Source organism: Pseudomonas sp. UBA6310, assembly GCF_002438225.1.
In the GTDB taxonomy this organism is placed as follows: domain Bacteria; phylum Pseudomonadota; class Gammaproteobacteria; order Pseudomonadales; family Pseudomonadaceae; genus Pseudomonas_O; species Pseudomonas_O kuykendallii.
The window spans coordinates 36,104-53,277 of sequence record NZ_DJTK01000074.1 but is presented as its reverse complement, the minus strand read 5'-3'; the positions used below and the strand labels follow the sequence as shown (position 1 = coordinate 53,277).

Annotated in this window: 10 protein-coding genes; 1 reads left to right on the top strand and 9 read right to left on the bottom strand. The window is 67.2% G+C overall.

Going from position 1 to position 17,174, the window contains the following annotated elements; all coding sequences use genetic code 11:
• Positions 1–3 precede the first annotated feature (3 nt).
• The 6 genes from B3E91_RS18210 to B3E91_RS18185 form a co-directional block, all read right to left on the bottom strand.
• Positions 4–1,281: a bifunctional O-acetylhomoserine aminocarboxypropyltransferase/cysteine synthase gene (locus B3E91_RS18210; protein ID WP_287030845.1), complete on the bottom strand. Its 1,278-nt coding sequence runs from the start codon at positions 1,279–1,281 to the stop codon at positions 4–6.
• 116 nt (positions 1,282–1,397) lie between these two features.
• Complete coding sequence (locus tag B3E91_RS18205) at positions 1,398–2,375, bottom strand: sulfite exporter TauE/SafE family protein (RefSeq protein ID WP_090225731.1); 978 nt, start codon at positions 2,373–2,375, stop codon at positions 1,398–1,400.
• Positions 2,376–2,514: 139 nt separating this feature from the next.
• The gene (gene selO / locus B3E91_RS18200) at positions 2,515–3,975 is read right to left on the bottom strand and encodes a protein adenylyltransferase SelO (RefSeq protein ID WP_287030843.1); all 1,461 of its coding nucleotides are present in this window, start codon (positions 3,973–3,975) and stop codon (positions 2,515–2,517) included.
• Positions 3,976–4,059: 84 nt separating this feature from the next.
• Positions 4,060–7,377, bottom strand: coding sequence for a mechanosensitive channel MscK (gene mscK, locus B3E91_RS18195; protein WP_287030841.1), 3,318 nt, complete (start codon positions 7,375–7,377; stop codon positions 4,060–4,062).
• Positions 7,378–7,472: 95 nt separating this feature from the next.
• Positions 7,473–9,218, bottom strand: a complete 1,746-nt coding sequence (locus tag B3E91_RS18190; RefSeq protein WP_287030840.1) for a potassium/proton antiporter — start codon at positions 9,216–9,218, stop codon at positions 7,473–7,475.
• Positions 9,219–9,435: 217 nt separating this feature from the next.
• Positions 9,436–11,238, bottom strand: coding sequence for an acyl-CoA dehydrogenase (locus B3E91_RS18185; RefSeq protein WP_287030838.1), 1,803 nt, complete (start codon positions 11,236–11,238; stop codon positions 9,436–9,438).
• 132 nt (positions 11,239–11,370) lie between these two features.
• Between B3E91_RS18185 and B3E91_RS18180 the strand changes: the two genes are divergently transcribed.
• Positions 11,371–12,204 (top strand): 23S rRNA (adenine(2030)-N(6))-methyltransferase RlmJ, encoded by an 834-nt coding sequence (locus B3E91_RS18180; RefSeq protein ID WP_287030837.1) that lies wholly within the window; start codon positions 11,371–11,373, stop codon positions 12,202–12,204.
• 9 nt (positions 12,205–12,213) lie between these two features.
• Here B3E91_RS18180 and B3E91_RS18175 read toward each other — a convergent pair whose 3' ends face one another.
• The 3 genes from B3E91_RS18175 to B3E91_RS18165 form a co-directional block, all read right to left on the bottom strand.
• Positions 12,214–13,461 carry an HD-GYP domain-containing protein gene (locus tag B3E91_RS18175; RefSeq protein ID WP_287030836.1) on the bottom strand — a complete coding sequence of 416 codons (1,248 nt, stop codon included), beginning with the start codon at positions 13,459–13,461 and terminating at the stop codon, positions 12,214–12,216.
• A gap of 107 nt (positions 13,462–13,568) precedes the next feature.
• A complete protein-coding gene (gene msrA / locus B3E91_RS18170) occupies positions 13,569–14,216 on the bottom strand; it encodes a peptide-methionine (S)-S-oxide reductase MsrA (protein WP_273229848.1) in 648 nt (215 codons plus the stop codon).
• A gap of 132 nt (positions 14,217–14,348) precedes the next feature.
• Positions 14,349–17,042, bottom strand: a complete 2,694-nt coding sequence (locus tag B3E91_RS18165; protein ID WP_287030835.1) for a putative bifunctional diguanylate cyclase/phosphodiesterase — start codon at positions 17,040–17,042, stop codon at positions 14,349–14,351.
• Positions 17,043–17,174: the final 132 nt, after the last annotated feature.

The following is a 17,174-nucleotide window of genomic DNA, read 5'->3' as shown; positions in this document are numbered from 1 at the left end:
CGGTCAGCCGCGGGCCGCGGCCAGCGCCTGCCCGATGTCGGCGAGGATGTCGTCGATGTGCTCGATGCCGATCGACAGCCGGACCATGTCGCGCGGCACGCCGGCCTTCTCCAGTTCGGCGTCGTCGAGTTGGCGGTGGGTGGTGGACGCGGGGTGGCAGGCCAGCGACTTGGCGTCGCCGATGTTCACCAGACGCACCACCAGTTGCAGCGCATCGATGAAGCGCGCGCCGGCGGCCTGGCCGCCCTCGATGCCGAAGGACAGGATGCCCGCCGGCTTGCCCTCGACGTAGCGTTGCGCCAGTTCATGCTCCGGGTGATCCGCCAGGCCGGCGTACTTCACCCAGCGCACCTGCGGGTGATCGCGCAGGTATTCGGCGACCTTCAGCGCGTTCGCGGTGTGCCGTTCCATGCGCAGGCCGAGGGTTTCCAGGCCCTGCAGGATGAGGAAGGCGTTGAACGGCGACAGCGCGGCGCCGGTGTTGCGCAGCGGCACCACGCGGCAACGGCCGATGAAGGCGGCGGGGCCGAAGGCTTCGGTGTAGGTGACGCCGTGGTAGGACGGGTCGGGCGTGTTGAGCAGCGGGAAACGCTCGCGGTGCTGCGCCCAGGGGAATTTGCCGGAGTCGACGACGATGCCGCCGATGGAGTTGCCATGGCCGCCGATGTACTTGGTCAGCGAGTGCACGACGATGTCGGCGCCGTGCTCGAACGGCCGGCAAAGCACCGGCGTGGCGACGGTGTTGTCGACGATCAGCGGCACGCCATGGCGATGCGCGGCATCGGCCAGTGCCTGCAGGTCGACGATGTTGCCGGCCGGGTTGCCGATGGATTCGCAGAACACCGCCTTGGTGCGCCCGTCGATCAGCGCTTCCAGGGCGGCGATGTCGTCGTGCGGCGCGAAGCGGGTCTCGATGCCGAAGCGCGGCAGGGTATGGGCGAACAGGTTGTAGGTGCCGCCGTACAGCTTGGCCACCGAGACGATATTGTCGCCGACCTCGGCGAGGGTCTGGATCGCGTAGGTGATGGCCGCCGCGCCGGACGCCACGGCCAGCGCGCCGACACCGCCCTCCAGCGCCGCCACTCGCTTTTCCAGCACGTCGCTGGTGGGGTTCATGATCCGCGTGTAGATGTTGCCGGCGACCTTCAGGTCGAACAGATCGGCGCCGTGCTGGGTGTCGTCGAAGGCGTAGGAGGTGGTCTGGTAGATCGGCACGGCCACCGCCTTGGTGGTCGGGTCGGGGCTGTAGCCGGCGTGAATGGCGAGGGTTTCCAGTTTCATGTGCGAGGCGTTCCATCGTGGCAGGGAAGGCCCTGAGCATGTCGACTGGAACGGCGGCGGGTCAATGCGTCCCGCCGCGCCCGGCTAAACCGTTTGCGCCTAAGGTTATGCCGCGATCAACCCACCAGCGCGTTGTAGATGTTGTAGGCGCTGATCAGGGTGATCAGGCTGCCGATCAGCATCAACAGGGTCTTCGCCGGCAGGCTCTTGCACAGCAGCGCGGCGAAGGGCGCGGCGAACAGGCCGCCGAAGACCAGGCCGGCGACCAGCAGCCAGGTGCTCGGCTGCCCGGCGAGCAGGATGAAGGAAGTGGCGCTGGCGATGGTCAGGAAGAACTCGGCGAAGTTGACCGAGCCGATGGTGGTGCGCGGGTCGCTGCCGGAGCCGATCAGGGTGGTGGTCACCACCGGGCCCCAACCGCCACCGCCCGCCGCGTCGACGAAACCGCCGAACAGCGCCAGCTTGGCGATGTGCTTCGGTTGGCGCTTCTGCAGCACGTGGCGGAACGCCTTGGCCAGGATGTACAGGCCCATCAGCAGCAGGTAGGCGGAGATGAAGGGCTTGAGCACCTTGCCGTCGAACTGGGTGATCACCACCGCGCCGAGCACGGCACCGATCATTCCCGGCACCAGCAGGCGCAGGAACAGCGACTTGTTGACGTTGCCCAGCTTGACGTGGGAGATCCCCGACAGGCCGGTGGTGAAGACCTCGGCGATGTGCACGCTGGCGCTGGCCGCGGCGGGCGAGGCGCCGGCACTCAGCAGGAAGGTGGTCGCGGTGATGCCGTAGGCCATGCCCAGCGCGCCATCGATGGCCTGGGCCAGGAAGCCGACCGCCACCGCGCTCCAGAACAGCGGGCTGTTCAGCGCCCCCTCGATGATTTCCAGGCCGCTGCTCTGGTGTTCGCCGAAGAACAGCCGCCAGGCGAGGAAGCTCAGCAGACCGACCAGGATGGCCACCGCCAGCCACATGGCGACGCGCAGCACTGGATGGTTGATCGGGTTGGAAACGTAGTCCTCGACCGGCGGCAGGCCAAGGGCCTGGTGCTCGCTGTTGATCGGGCTGGCGGTGAGGTCTAGATCGCGGATTTTCATCTAATGCAGAAGCCGTCTGGGCGAGTGGTTGGCCACCCGGTGGCGCCACGATAGTGAGCTTTGCTTAGAGAGTCTAAGAATGATTCGGCAGGGTTATATGCGCTTTTGTTTGGAGCTGGAGTAATGGACGCTCAGTTGCTCAGGACGAGCAGCTGATTTCCAGATGCTTGCCCCATTCCGGCGGGCGCTCGGCGAAACCTTCCTTGCCGGGTTGTTCGTCGAAGGGCCGGGCGAGTACCGCGTGCAGTTCGCGCACTTCGCCGTAGTCGCCAGCTTCCGCGGCCTCGATGGCGCGCTGCGCCAGGTAGTTGCGCAGGACGTACTTCGGGTTCACCGCATGCATGCGCTGCCGGCGCGCGGCCTGGTCGCCGCCTTCGTTCTCGACGCGGGCGCGGTAGCGCTGCGCCCAGGCATCGAACCCGGCGAGGTCGACGAAATCGTCGCGCAGCCGGGCCAGGGCCGTTTCCGGCGCGTCCTCGCCGAGGCGGCGGAAGAACAGGCTGTAGTCGACGGCGCTGCCCTGCATCAGTTGCAGCAGGCGCTCGACCAGTTCGCCATCGGCCTCGTCCGCCTGCTGCAGGCCCAGGCGGCGGCGCATCAGGTCGAGGTAGTGCGCCTGGTACAGCGGCAGGAACAGGGTCAGCGTCTCGCGCAGGATTTCCACGCTGACGAACGGAGTCAGCGCTTGGGCCAGTGCGGAGAGGTTCCAGTGCGCGATGGGCACCTGGTTGCTGAAGGAGTAGCGGCCGCTGTCGTCGGAGTGGTTGCAGATGAAGTGCGCGTCGAAATCGTCGAGAAAGGCGTAGGGGCCGAAGTCGAAGGTGATGCCAACGATCGACATGTTGTCGGTGTTCATCACCCCGTGGCAGAACCCGTAGGCCTGCCAGCGGGCGATCAGCTCGGCGTTGCGCTCCAGCACCTCGCGGAACAGCGCGGCGTGCGGCTCGGGCGATTCCAGGCAGTGCGGGTAATGCTCGCGCAGGACGTGGTCGGCGAGTTGCCTCAGGGCGTCGTGCTGGCGCGTGTAGTAGAGGTACTCGAAGCTGCCGAAGCGCACGTGGCTGGGCGCCATGCGCAGCAGCATGGCGGCGCGTTCCTCGGTCTCGCGATAGACCGGCGTGCTCGAGCCGGTCACGCACAGCGCCCGCGAGCTGGGTATGCCCAGCGCATGCAGGTGTTCGCTGGCGAGGAATTCGCGGATCGAACTGCGCAGCACCGCGCGGCCGTCGCCGCTGCGTGAGTAGGGGGTCTGACCGGCGCCCTTGAGGTGCAGGTCCCAGTGCTCGCCGGCGGCGTTGACCACCTCGCCCAGCAGCAGGCCGCGGCCGTCGCCCAGGCGCGGGTTGTAGGAGCCGAACTGGTGCCCGGAATAAACCATCGCCCGCGGTTCGGCGTCGGACCAGAGCATGTGGCCGGCGAAGATTTCGGCGAATTCGGGACGTTCGCTCTCGGCCGGGTCGAGGTCGAGCAGCGCCATGGCCGACGCGCTGGCCACCACCAGCCGTGGTTCGGCGATGGGCTCGGGCAGCACGGCGGTGGAGAAGGTGTCGCCCAGGCGGGCGAAACGGTTGTCGAAAACCAGATCGTCGAGACTTTTCATGGTTCGTTTTTAACACGTCGCGCGGCCGGCAGGGGCCTCGACCGTCCGATCGGCAGCGCCGCGCGGGCGCCGCCGAGTGTCTGATCAGGGCTTGGTCGGCGGGTCGGCGGGCGTTTCGTCGGCGGCGGGTTGCGTGGCGGCGCTGCAGATCTTCTTCTGCGCGCCGTCGCGGTTGTTGAGGAACACGTCCATCTGCGGCACGCCGGCGACGTTGATGTTGTTCTCGCGGAACAGCTGGTCGATGCGCCGGTTCAGCTCGTCGGTGGCCGGGCCGCGGTCGCCGAGGTCGCGCACGTAGATCTTCAGCTCGTGGTCCAGGGTGGTGGCGCCGTACACCGTCAGTTGCACGGTCGGTGCCGGGTCGCGCAGCACGCGCGCGTTCTCCTGGGTCGCCTGCATCAGCAGCTTGCGCACCAGCGCCAGGTCCGAGCCGCGGTTGACGCTGTAGGTCAGCACGATACGCGTGATGGTGTCGGTCAGCGTCCAGTTGATCACCTGGCTGGTGAGCAGGATCTGGTTGGGCACGATCACCGCCTTGCGGTCGCCGTCGGTGATGTGGGTGGCGCGGATGCGGATGCGGTTCACCGTGCCGGTGATGCTGCCGATGGTGATCAGGTCGCCGATGCGGATCGGTCGCTCGAAGAGCAGGATGAGCCCGGAGATGAAGTTGGCGAAGATCGCCTGCATGCCGAAGCCGATACCTACAGAGAGTGCCGCGACCAGCCATTGCAAGCGGTCCCAACTGACTCCGAGGGTCGACAGCGTGATCACGAAGCCGAGCCCGGCGATGGCGTAGGACAGCAGCGTGGTGGTGGCGTAGGCGCTGCCCTGGGCCAGGCTCAGGCGCGACAGCACCAACACTTCGAGCAGGCCCGGCAGGTTGCCGGCGAGGACCACGGTGATGGCGAACAGGATCAGCGCGCTGAGCAGGTTAAGCAGGGTGATCGGCGTCTGCACGGCGCTGGCGCCGGTGCCGCTGGCATAGGTGTAGAGCGTGATGTTGTCGAGGTAGGCGAACACCCCGAGCAGGTCGGCCCAGACCCAGTAGAGCGCGACGAAGAACACCCCGAGCAGGGCGACGCGGATCAGCCGCAGCGACTGCTGGTTGATCTGCTCGATGTCCAGCGTCGGCTCCTCGAGGATCTCGCCTTCGAGCCCTTCCTTGGCCTGGCTCTGGCGCTTGGCCAGGGCGCGCTGGTAGGCCAGGCGCCGCGCCGCCACCGACAGCCAGCGCACCGACATGGCTTCCAGCAGGATCCAGATCATCACCAGGTAAAGCGTGTCGATCAGGCGGTCGGACAGGCGCAGCGCGGTGTAGTAGTAGCCGAAGCCGACCGCGAGGATCAGCGCGATCGGCAGGGCGATGATGGCCACGCCGATGATCAGGTTGACCGCCTTCTTGCGCGGCCCGCTGAGCAGCGTCTTGCCCAGCAGCCAGGCCATCAGCGCGTAGCAGACCAGCACCACGACGATCCCGATGACGTCCTCGGCGAGGGTCTCGGGCTGCACCTCGGCGATGCTCACCACCGCCAGCAACGCCATCACCACGATGCCGAGCTTGCGCATCTGCGCCCGCAGGAACGACACCTGGCGGCGCGCCCAGCGGAAGTGCAGCTCGGCCAGGCCGCCGCTGTCCAGCACCCGGTAGGCGGTGTAGAACACCAGCCAGGCCTCGGCCATCTGGATCAGCGCCGAGCCCAGCGCCGCGTTCTGGCCGCGCGCGTCATAGCGCAGCGCCAGCCCGCAGAGCATCAGGAACAGGCTGCCGGGCAGCGCCAGGAGGATGTACAGGAACACCGCCAGCGGCGTGTGCAGTTGGCTGTCGTCCTTGTAGTGGCCGATGTCGCCGTGCAGCTTCTGCAGCTTCTGGTGGATGAAGCGGCGCCGCCAGAGCAGCACGCCGATCCCCAGCAGCAGCGGAATGAACACCCACGGGCGGCTGCCGAGGCCGGCCAGCAGCTCCTGGGTCAGCGAGCTCCACGGCACCCGCGCCACCTGGCTCTGCAGGTAGGACGGCGCCAGGCGCAGCCAGTCCAGCCCCAGCGGCTGGTTGCTGGGAATCCAGAACATCTGCTCTTCCAGCGTGGCGCGCAGGCTCTTGGCGGTGTCCTGCAATTGCTTCTGGTTGAGCTGTAGGTTGATCGCTTCGTTGAGCAGCGAGTTGAGTTCGGTATTGAGCTGGGCGAGCAGCTCGGCGCGGGTGTCGGCGATGCCCTGCAACGACTGGCGCAGCTCGGGAGTGACCTGCCCCGGCGGCTGCGCGGCGAGCAACCGGTTGACGTACTCGCTGGGGCGGCCGAGCTTTTCGCGACGCTGGCTGAGCTCGAACTGGTACAGGCGCAGGTCGGCGATCTCGTCGGCGAGGTTGCTGTCGGTCTTCACCTTCGGCAGCGCCTGTTGCTGCTGGTAGAGAATCTTCGACAGCAGCAGGCTGCCCTTGAGTACGTTGATCTGCTCTTCCAGCGCCTGGTCGGCCTGGGTCAGGTTGTCCAGTTTCTGCCGGGCCTCCAGGTTCAGGCGGTTCAGCTCGCTGAGCCGGTCGGTGGCCTTGAGCAGGTAATCGGAAAGCTGCAGGTTCTCGCTGCTTTCCTGGGCCAGCAGGCTGTCCGGGCTGAGCTTCTGAGCTTCCGCCGACTGGGCCGCGACGGTCTGCTCGGACTGTTCACGGCGCTTGTCGCTGATCAGTTGCTGGAGGTCGAGGATTTCCTTCTCCAGCCGCGCGATGCGCTCCTGCAGGAGGTCGCGCTGGGCGTTGCCGAGGTCCTGCAGCAGGCTGTTGCCGGCCATCTCCTGACGGCGCAGCTGGGTCTGCACGTCGAGTTGCGCCAGTTCCGCTTCGAGCATGCCGCGGCTTTCGGGGATCAGCGGCTTGCCGTCCAGCTTGCCGGTTTTCAGGGCACTGCTGATTTCCTGGCTGCGCGTCTGGTTGTTGCTGATCTCCGTCTGCGCGCGCTCGGGGCGGGTCTGCGAGGTGATGATCAGGCTGTTGGCGGCGGTGCTCGCCTTCTGCCACTCGTTCAGCTGGTTGCTGCGCTCGGCGATCAGTTGCTCGATCTCCGGCACCTTGCTCGCGGCGTAGCGCCTGGCGATGTCCACCGGCGTGCTGGCCTTGAGCTGCGCCAGCTGGTGCTGCGATGCGGCGATCAGGCGCGGCGCTTCGGCGAGCTGCTGCTTGAGGCTGGCCAGGGCCTGCTGGGTCGTGGCGCGCTGGTCGAGCAGGCTCAGGGTGCGTTCGAGGGCCTGCTGCACCGCGGCCTGGTCGGCCTCGGCGAGCTTGCGCTGGGCCAGGCCGTCGAGGCTCTGCTGCACGGCATCGCGCGACGGTGGTTCGGCATAAGAGGGTGGAACGCTCAGGCAGAAACCGAGCAGGAGGGCGAAAGGCAGGCAACGCAGAAAGGACATGGCGGCATTCGTGCGGCTGGAAAGACGGCGAGTTTAACAGGCCGTCGCGACCAATAGCCTCAGCCGCTTGCGATGATCCGCCATGCCGCTTCGGGCTAGAGGAACAGCCCCGGCCCCGGGCGGCCGCCCTCGGGAAACCTGACGCCGACCTTGCCGATGCGGTTGCCGTCCATGCTGGCGACGGTCCAGGTCAGGCCCTTCCATTCCACCTGGTCGCCGACGATCGGTTCGCCGCCGATCTGCCGGGCGATGAAGCGGCCCAGTGGCTGGCTGCCGTCGAGATCGTCCAGTTGCAGGCCGTAGAGCGCGCCGATGGCGCCCAGCTCGGCGTCGGCCTCGAGCACGAAGTCGCCGAAGAAGCGCAGGTCCTGGCCGCGCTTGGGCGCCTGGCTGAACAGCTTGCCGAGCGCCGGCAGGTCGCGGTCGTGGCCGATCACGCAAAGGATGTCGCCGGCTTCCAGCGTCGTGCTGCCGGACGGGTGAAGCAGGTCGGTGCCGCGGAACAGGGCGGCGATGCGCGTGTCCTCGGGCATCTTCAGCTCGCGCAGGGCGGCGCCGATGCACCATTTCTCCGCGCCGAGGCGATAGACGAACAGCTCCCACTCGCTGGTCGGATGCACTTCCAGCCCGGCGCGGGAGATCGGCGCCGGTGCCGGCGGCACCGTGACGCGCAGCAGCTTGGCGGCCCACGGCAGGCTGGTGCCCTGCACCAGCAGCGACACCAGGACGATGAAGAACGCCAGGTTGAAGTACAGCTGGGCGTGCGGCAGCCCGGCCATCAGCGGGAACACCGCGAGGATGATCGGCACCGCGCCGCGCAGGCCGACCCAGGCGATGAAGGCTTTCTCGCGGTCGTGGAAGGCGCGGAACGGCCACAGCCCGACCAGCACCGAAAGCGGCCGCGCGATCAGGATCATCCACAGCGCCAGGCCCAGCGCCGGGATCGCGATCGGAAGAAGGTCGTGCGGCGTGACCAGCAGGCCGAGGACCAGGAACATGCCGATCTGCGCCAGCCAGGCCATGCCGTCGAGCATGTGCAGGATGCTGTGGCGCGAACGGATCGGCCGGTTGCCGAGCACCAGGCCGCAGAGGTAGACGGCGAGGATGCCGCTGCCGTGCAGGGTGTTGGTCAGGGCGAAGATCATCAGCCCGCCGCTGATGACCAGCAGCGGGTAGAGCCCGTGGGCGAGGTGGATGCGGTTGATCATCTGCAGGAGCAGCCAGCCGCCGCCGAGGCCGAGCAGCGCGCCGATGCCGAATTCGCTGAGCAGGTGGCCGAGGAAACCGATGTCGACGCCGGTCTGGCCCTTGGCGAGCATGTCGATCAGGGTCACGGTGAGGAACACCGCCATCGGGTCGTTGCTGCCGGATTCGATTTCCAGGGTGGCGTTGACCCGTTCGTTGAGGCCCTTGCCGCCGAGCAGCGAGAACACCGCGGCGGCATCGGTGGAACCGACGATGGCACCGATCAGCAGGCCCTGGATCAGGTTCAAGTCGAACAGCCAGGCGGCGGCCATGCCGGTCAGCCCGGTGGTGATCAGCACGCCCACCGTGGCCATCGACAACGCCGGCCAGAGCGCCACGCGGAAGCTGGACACACGGGTGCGCAGGCCGCCGTCGAGGAGGATGATCGCCAGCGCCAGGTTGCCCACCAGGTAGGCCATCGGATAGTTGGAGAAGCCGATCCCGCCGGGGCCGTCGACGCCGGCGACCATGCCGACCGCGAGGATGATCACCAGGATCGGGATGCCCAGGCGCGAGGACAGCGAGCTGACCAGGATGCTCGCACCCACCAGCAACGCGCCGATCAGGAACAGGCTGTTGATGGTGATGGCATCCACGTACGGCACTCCTCGGGCGGCGAAAACGACCGCCTCGAACGAGTACGGTCCGACCTATCTATGCAGGTCGCATGCCAGGGATTCTAACCTGAGGTTTTGCGCCGCTGTCAAAAAATGTCCGGCGTATTCCAGGCGGGCGGCGGAGGGGGCGAGGTGCATCGCCGAAGGGGGAAAACGTCCCGCCGGGCGGGACGTTTCGGGTGCGGGCGCGGGCTGGCTAGAACCACGCCTCCTGCATGCCCAGGCAGGTGTCGTCGCGGGCTTCGAGGAGCGTCAGCGCCTGGTTGCAGCCCGGCACTTCCCAGGTCAGGAAGTAACGCGCGGCCTGCAGTTTGCCCCGGTAGAAGTCCACATCCGCCGGGTTGCCGCTGGCCAGGCCCTGCTCGGCGCGGATCGCCTGTTCCAGCCAGCGCCAGCCGATCACCGCATGGCCGAACACGTTGAGGTACAGCGCCGAGTTGGCCAGCGCCTGGTTGACCTTGCCCTGCATCAGGTCGCCGAGCAGCGCCAGGGTGACCGTCGACAGCTGCTGCAGCAGGTGCTCCAGCGGCTGACGCAGCGCGTCGAGCGACTCGTATTCGGCGGCGCGATGGCAGCAGTCGCCGATCAGGCGGGTCAGTTGCTTGAGGCCGGCGCCGTTGTTCTGCGCCACCTTGCGTCCGAGCAGGTCGAGCGATTGGATGCCGTGGGTGCCCTCGTGGATCGGGTTGAGGCGGTTGTCGCGGTAGTACTGCTCCACCGGGTAGTCGCGGGTGTAGCCATGGCCGCCGAGGATCTGCACCGCCAGCTCGTTGGCCTTCAGGCAGAACTCGGAAGGCCAGGACTTGACGATCGGGGTGAGCAGGTCGAGCAGCTCATGGGCCTGATTGCGCTCTTCCTCGGTGGCGAGGGTCTGGGTGTCGTCGAACAGGCGCGCGGCGTACAGGCCGAGGTCGAAGGCGCCCTCGACGTAGGCCTTCTGGGTCAGCAGCATGCGCCGCACGTCGGCGTGCTGGATGATCGAGACCTGCCCGGAGGTCGGGTCCTTGCCGTCCGGCAGGCGGCCCTGCGGACGCTCGCGGGCGTAGTCCAGCGAATACAGGTAGCCGGCGTAGCCGAGCATCACCGCGCCCATACCGACGCCGATGCGCGCCTCGTTCATCATCTGGAACATGTAGGACAGCCCGGCGTGCGGCTTGCCGACCAGGTAGCCGACGCAGGTGCCGTTGTCGCCGAAGTTCAGCGCCGTCGAGGTGGTGCCGCGCCAGCCCATCTTGTGGAACAGCCCGGCCAGCGCCACGTCGTTGCGCTCGCCCAGCGAGCCGTCGTCCTCGACGAGGAACTTCGGCACGATGAACAGCGAGATGCCCTTCACCCCGGGTGGGGCGTCCGGCAGCTTGGCCAGCACCATGTGCACGATGTTTTCCGACAGCGGGTGGTCGCCGCCGGAAATGAAGATCTTGTTGCCCTTGATCCGGTAGCTGCCGTCGCCGGCCGGTTCGGCGCGGGTGCGGATGTCCGACAGCGACGAGCCGGCATGCGGCTCGGTGAGCGCCATGGTGCCGAAGAAACGCCCCTCGATCATCGGTTCCAGGAAGCGCCGCTTCTGCTCCTCGCTGCCGAAGCTCTCGATCAGGTTGGCCGCTCCCATGGTCAGGAACGGATAGGACGTGGTCGCCGCGTTGGCGGCCTGGAAATGCGCGAAGCAGGCCTGGGACAGCAGCGTCGGCAATTGCATGCCGCCCTGCTCGAAGCTGCGCGCGGCGTTCAGGAAGCCGGCTTCGAGGAAGGCGTCGACCGCCGGCTTGACCTCGGGAATCAGCTTCGCCGCGCCGTCGATGTATTCCGGCTCGTTCTCGTCGCCCTTGCGGTTGTGCGGGGCGAAGAACTTCTCGGCGATGCTGCGCGCGGTGCCGATGGCGGCGTCGAAGGTCTCGCGGCTGTGCTCGGCGAAGCGCTCGCGCTGGGTCAGGGCTTCGGCATCGAGCACTTCGTAGAGCTCGAAAGCCAGGTTGCGGGAACTGAGCAGGGTCTCGGACATGGGTACCTCCGGTTGGATCGGGCCAGTCTGGGCCTGCGGATGCGCCTCGACCAGCACCATGCACGAGCGTGATGGAGGCGCAAAAGCCACTGCCGGGGCGGTAGAATTCGCCGCCTGATCCGAGGACCTCCGATGAACTACCGCCACGCCTTCCATGCCGGCAACCATGCCGACGTGCTCAAGCACCTGATCCTCGCCAGGATCATCGCCGCTCTGTCGCGCAAGGAAGCGCCCTTCGCCTACGTCGATAGTCATGCCGGCATCGGCCTCTACGACCTGCAGGGCGACGCCGCCAGTCGGACCGGCGAGTGGCTGGCCGGCATCGGCCGCCTGTGGGATACGCCGATGCCGGCGGCGATGGCCGACTATCGCGCCACCATCGCCGCGCTGAACCCGGCGGGCGCGCTGCGCTACTACCCCGGTTCGCCGGAGCTGGCGCGGCGCCTGAGCCGCCCGCAGGATCGTCTGCAACTGAACGAAAAACACCCGGAAGACGGGCGCCTGCTCAAGGAAAACATGGCCGGCGACCGCCGCGTGGCAGTGCACCTGGGCGAGGGCTGGCATGTGCCGCGTGCGCTGCTGCCGACCCGCGAGAAGCGTGTGCTGATGCTCATCGACCCGCCGTTCGAGAAGGCCGACGAGCTGCAGCGCTGCGCCCAGGCGCTGCAGGAAGCCATCGCGCGCATGCGCCAGGCCATCGTCGCGATCTGGTATCCGATCAAGGACGAGCGCCAGCTCAAGCGTTTCTACCGCGACCTGCAGCAGAGCGGCGCGCCCAAGCTGCTGCGCGTCGAGCTGCTGGTACACCCGGCCGACGAGGCGCAACGCCTGAACGGTTCCGGCCTGGCCATCGCCAACCCGCCGTGGGGGCTGGAAGAGGAATTGCGCGAGCTGCTTCCGTGGCTCGCCGAGCACCTGGCGCAGAGCGAGGGCGGCTGGCGGCTGGACTGGCTGATCGAGGAGTGAGGCCGCGGCTCAACCGCGCTGGCGTGCATCCACGTGATAGGACAGCTGCTGGCGCGGGTTGAGGTACTCCAGCACCTCGACCGGCAACTGCGCCGGGCGCAGCGCGCGGGCGATCGCCAGCTGCGGCTCCTGTTCCAGGTCGACGATCAGCGCTTCGTTCTTCGGTACCGTGGCGTCGTAGAGAATCAGCGTCGGCTTCAGCGGCAGGCTCGGGTGCATGGCCAGCACCAGGGCGTAGGCATCATTGTCGAGCTGCACCAGGCTGCCCGGCGGATAGACCCCCATGACGCGGATGAACGCCTTCAGCGCGACGTCGTCGAAGCGCGCGCGCACGGTGAACATCTTCGCCAGCGCCTCGTGCGGGCTCAGGCCGTCGCGCGGGTTGAGCGGGTTGCACAGGTTGTCGAAGTAGTTGGTGATGCAGACCACCCGGCTCAGCCGGCTGATCGACGCCTCGCTCAGTTGGCGCGGATAGCCGCTGCCGTCGCAGTACTCGTGGTGCTCGTGGATGATCCGCAGGATGTCGTCGTCGAACATCAGCCCCTGACCGAGGCGCAGGCCGTAGTCGGTGTGCATCTGCAGCAACTGCTGCTCGGGGCGGGTCAGCGGCGGCGGCTTGAGCAGCACCTTGCTGGGGATGTCCAGCTTGCCGATGTCGTGCAGTACCGCGCCCATGCCCAGGCTGTGGCAAACCTCTGAATCGAAGCCGAGCTGCCGGCCCAGCAGCAGCGACAGCACGGTCACGTTCAGCGGATGGTAATAGGCGTCGTCGGAGGCCTTGCCATTGATGCTGTGCAGCACCACGCCGTCTTCGCCGAGCAGCACCTCGACCATGTCGGCCACCAGCGCGCCGGCCTCCTTGGTCAGGTCTTCCGGTTGCCGACGCAGGGTCTGGATCAGGCCCTTGGCGCGCTGGCTGGTCTGCACGAACTTGCGATCGACTTCCGCCAGGCGCTTGCGCAGGATGCTGAGCTTGCGCACGCGCTTCTCGCGGGCGATCTCCTCGGCGCTGGGCGGTGGCGCCTCCACCGCCGGCGGGGCCTCGGGCTCGGCCAGTTCCAGCGGGGCGCGATCGCTGCGCGCGGGGTCGTAACGCAGGCGTTTCAGGCCCAGGTCGCGGAGCGCCTTGATCTGCCCCTCGTCCTTGATCTTGAACTTGCTGAACGCGAAGGAATGTTCCCACCAGCCCAGCTCAAGCTGGACATAGAGACCGACGCAGAGCTGGTCGGGAGTGATGTAGACGGGTGTTTCGGGCATGCCTGGCTCGCAAGGCTGATCGGCTGCTGGCTATTTACTGGCATTTTGCAGCGTAGTCTAGACCTCCGCGGACGCCGCGCTCGCGCCGGCGAGCCAGGCGCCGCGCCTCACGCCGGCAGGCAGACGCCCGTGCCGCCCAGGCCGCAGTAGCCGTTGGGGTTCTTCGCCAGGTATTGCTGGTGATAGGCCTCGGCGTAGTAGAACGTCGGCGCCTGGATGATCTCGGTGGTGATGCCGGCGAATCCGGCCTTCTCCAGTTCGACCTCGAACGCCGCGCGACTGGCTTCGGCGGCGGCGGCCTGCTCGTCGTTCAGCACGTGGATCGCCGAACGGTACTGGGTGCCGACGTCGTTGCCCTGGCGCATGCCCTGGGTCGGGTTGTGCGCTTCCCAGAACACCTTGAGCAGCGTCTCGTAGGAGGTCAGCTGCGGATCGAACACCACCAGCACCATTTCGGTGTGGCCGGTCAGCCCGGAGCAGACCTCGTCGTAGGTGGGGTTCGGCGTGTAACCGCCGGCATAGCCCACCGCGGTGCTCCACACGCCCGGCTGCTGCCAGAAGCGCCGCTCGGCACCCCAGAAGCAACCCAGCCCGAACAGGGCCTGCTGCATGCCGGCGGGGAAGGGCGGCTGCAGCCGGTTGCCGTTCACGTAGTGCGCTTCGGGGACCGGCAGCGGCGTTTCACGGCCGGGTAGCGCCTGTTCGGGCTGCGGCAGTTCGAGTTTGTGAGCGAGGATTTGCGAGCGCAGAGCCATGGTTGCCTCCGGGACTGAAAAGGGCGCGGTTGCCGTTGGATGTCGGCGCCTGGACGGACAAGCATGCCGGCAAAGCCGTGGAAAAGTCACCTGCAGGGTTGGACAGGGCGGCGCGACTAAGGTGCGTGAGGGTCAGTTCTGCTGGCGATAGCGGCGCAGCCGTTCGACCAGTTCGGGGACGGGGATCGGTCGGTCGAACAGGTAGCCCTGGCCGATATCGCAACGCTGCTTGCGCAGGAAGGCGAGCTGCTCGACGGTCTCGATACCTTCGGCGACGACGGTCAGCTTGAGGTTGTGCGCCATGGCGATCACCGCCGAGGTGATCTCCATGTCGTCCTGGCTGGTTGGGATGTCGTTGATGAAGCTGCGGTCGATCTTCAGCACGTCGATGGGGAATTTCTTCAGGTAGCTCAGCGACGAGTAGCCGGTGCCGAAGTCGTCCATCGCCAGGGTCAGGCCGAGGTCCTTGAGGCGGTTGAGCTGGTCGCGGGTGTCCTCGGTGGCTTCCAGCAGCAGGCCTTCGGTGAGTTCCAGCTCGAGCAGCGAGGCGGGCAGGCGCTCTTCCTCAAGGATGCTGGTGATGGAACCGACCAGGTCGGGATCGGAGAACTGCTTGGGCGACAGGTTGATGGCGATCTTCAGGTTGCCGAAGCCCTGCGCGGTGAGTTCCTGGCTGGTGCGGCAGGCCTGGCGAACCAGCCACTTGCCGATCGGGATGATCAGCCCGGTTTCCTCGGCCACGCCGATGAACTGGTCGGGACGGATCATCCCGCGCTCCGGGTGGTTCCAGCGCAGCAGCGCTTCCATGCCCAGCAGCTTGCCGGTGCGCAGGCAGAGCTTGGGCTGGTAGAAGACTTCCAGCTCGTTCTGGGTCAGCGCGCGACGCAGGTTGTTCTCGACGAACAGCTTGTAGCTGGCCTCGGCATTCATCGCCTCGGTGAACACCTGCAACTGGTGCTTGCCGTTGGCCTTGGCCTTGTGCAGCGCCAGGCCGGCGTGTTTCATCAGCGTCTGCGGGTCGCGCCCGTGGTCGGGCGAGCAGGCCAGGCCGACCGATCCGGTGACGCTGATCAGCTGGTTGTCGACGAACAGCGGCTTGTCCAGCAGGTGCAGCACCTGGTTGGCATGGCGCTGCCCGGCCTCCAGGTCGGTCTTGGTCAGCAGCACGGCGAACTCGTTGCTGGCGAAGCGCGCCAGGGTGCCATTCGGCGCCAGGCTGTTGCGCAGGCGCCGCGCCAGGTTGACCAGCAGCTTGTCGCCGGTCTGGTGGCCGAGGCTGTCGTTGATCCGCTTGAAGTTGTCGATGTCCACCAGCAGCAGGCTGACCGGCACGTCGGCGTCGCGCTCGAAATGTTCCTCGAGGCTGCGGATGAAGTGCGGGCGATTGCCCAGGCCGGTGAGGTTGTCGGTGTAGGCCAGGCGCTCGATGCGCTGGTGCGCCAGCTTGTTCTCGGTGACGTCTTCGTAGATGCCGATGTAGTGGGTCAGCTCGCCTTCGGTGCCGTAGACCTTGGAGATCGACAGCTGCCCCCAGTAGGGCTCCAGGTTCTTCCGCCGGCTGCGGAATTCGCCTTGCCAGCTGTTGGTGGTGGCCAGGCTGGAATTGTCGTCGAAGAGCAGTTCGCTGAGGTTTTCCAGCGCCGGCAGCTCCGACAGGCGGCGGTTTTGCACTTCCTCGACGCTGTACTGGGTGATCGAGGTGAAGCTCGGGTTGACGTATTCCACCAGGCCGTCGCAGTCGACCAGCAGGAAGGCGCTGGCACTCTGCTCGACGGCGCGCTGGAACAGGTGCAGCGCGCTGGCGGCGTTGCGTCTCTGGTGGTTGGCCAGGACCTGCGCGTACTGGTCGGCCAGTTCGCCGGCGAAGGCCACCTCGTCGGTCTGCCATTCGCGCTGGCCGCCGGTGTGCTCCAGGCACAGCACGCCGACCAGCTCGCCGCCGACACGGATGCCGGCGGCGAGCAGCGCGGCGATCCCCACGGGCTGCAGGTAGGTTTCGCCCAGCTCGCGGGTGCGCGGGTCCTGCTGGGCATTGCTGGCTTCGATCGCGCGGCCACCGTTGAGCGCTTCCAGGTAGCGCTTGAAGGGCCGCGCATCCAGGGCGAGCGGCTGCTCGTGCCGGTCGATGTCGCGGCGATACAGCGCCACCGGCTCGAGCCGCTCGTTGGCCAGGCTCCAGATGCTGGCGCGGGCCACGGCGTAGGTCTCGCAGGCGGCCTGAGTGATCAGCTCGGCGGCTTCGCGCAGGGGATCGCTGGAGTTGTAGCGGTGCCGCGCCAGACGCAGGATCAGGCTCTGCTGCGCGCGCGAGCGGACCAGGTGCTGAAGGTGGTCGTCCTGGGTCTGCTGATACAGCTGCAGCGACGCGCGAAGGCGCGCGTTCTGCGCCTCCAGTTCGCTCTCCAGCTCGCTCTCGCCGGCCACTGCGGCGGCATCGTCGACGATCATCAGGTAGCCGCGCAGCAGTTGGCGCTTGTGCTGCTGGAAGCCTTCGCCGATCTCGATCACCTGCAGCGGTCGCTCCGGCGTGTGCAGGGTGTAGCGCACCGTGTAGTGCGGCGCCTGCTGGAGTTGTTGCTGGATGACATCGTGCAGCCTGTAGCGGGCTTCAGGCTCCATCAGGCTGGCGAAGGGGCTGCCGATCAGGGCGCAGAGCTCGCTGGCGGGCAGTCCCAGGCGTTGCTCGCAGGCCGGATCGAGGAACAGCAAAGCCCAGCTGGCCTCGTTCAGCCGCTCGAAACGCAGCATTCCCAACCGAGAGGGCACGGGGAGTTGCGTAACTACCTCGACCGCCGGACGGCTGGCGGGATCGGGATGGTTCTTCATTCGGGCGGCTGCTTCCGGTTTTAGGACCTGGGTAGGGGCGTCGGCCCGTCAATGTATCGGGCAAGGGTGCATCAAAGTCTCTGCCGCTGACAAGCGTAGAGGCACTTTGGCAGCACTCTGCGCGAAGTGCCT

Coding starts and splice junctions, on each gene's coding strand:
- B3E91_RS18165 (WP_287030835.1), bottom strand. CDS start 17,042: ATGAAGAACCATCCCGATCCCGCCAGCCGTCCGGCGGTCGAGGTAGTT.
- mscK (WP_287030841.1), bottom strand. CDS start 7,377: ATGTCCTTTCTGCGTTGCCTGCCTTTCGCCCTCCTGCTCGGTTTCTGC.
- msrA (WP_273229848.1), bottom strand. CDS start 14,216: ATGGCTCTGCGCTCGCAAATCCTCGCTCACAAACTCGAACTGCCGCAG.
- B3E91_RS18205 (WP_090225731.1), bottom strand. CDS start 2,375: ATGAAAATCCGCGATCTAGACCTCACCGCCAGCCCGATCAACAGCGAG.
- B3E91_RS18180 (WP_287030837.1), top strand. CDS start 11,371: ATGAACTACCGCCACGCCTTCCATGCCGGCAACCATGCCGACGTGCTC.
- B3E91_RS18210 (WP_287030845.1), bottom strand. CDS start 1,281: ATGAAACTGGAAACCCTCGCCATTCACGCCGGCTACAGCCCCGACCCG.
- selO (WP_287030843.1), bottom strand. CDS start 3,975: ATGAAAAGTCTCGACGATCTGGTTTTCGACAACCGTTTCGCCCGCCTG.
- B3E91_RS18185 (WP_287030838.1), bottom strand. CDS start 11,238: ATGTCCGAGACCCTGCTCAGTTCCCGCAACCTGGCTTTCGAGCTCTAC.
- B3E91_RS18175 (WP_287030836.1), bottom strand. CDS start 13,461: ATGCCCGAAACACCCGTCTACATCACTCCCGACCAGCTCTGCGTCGGT.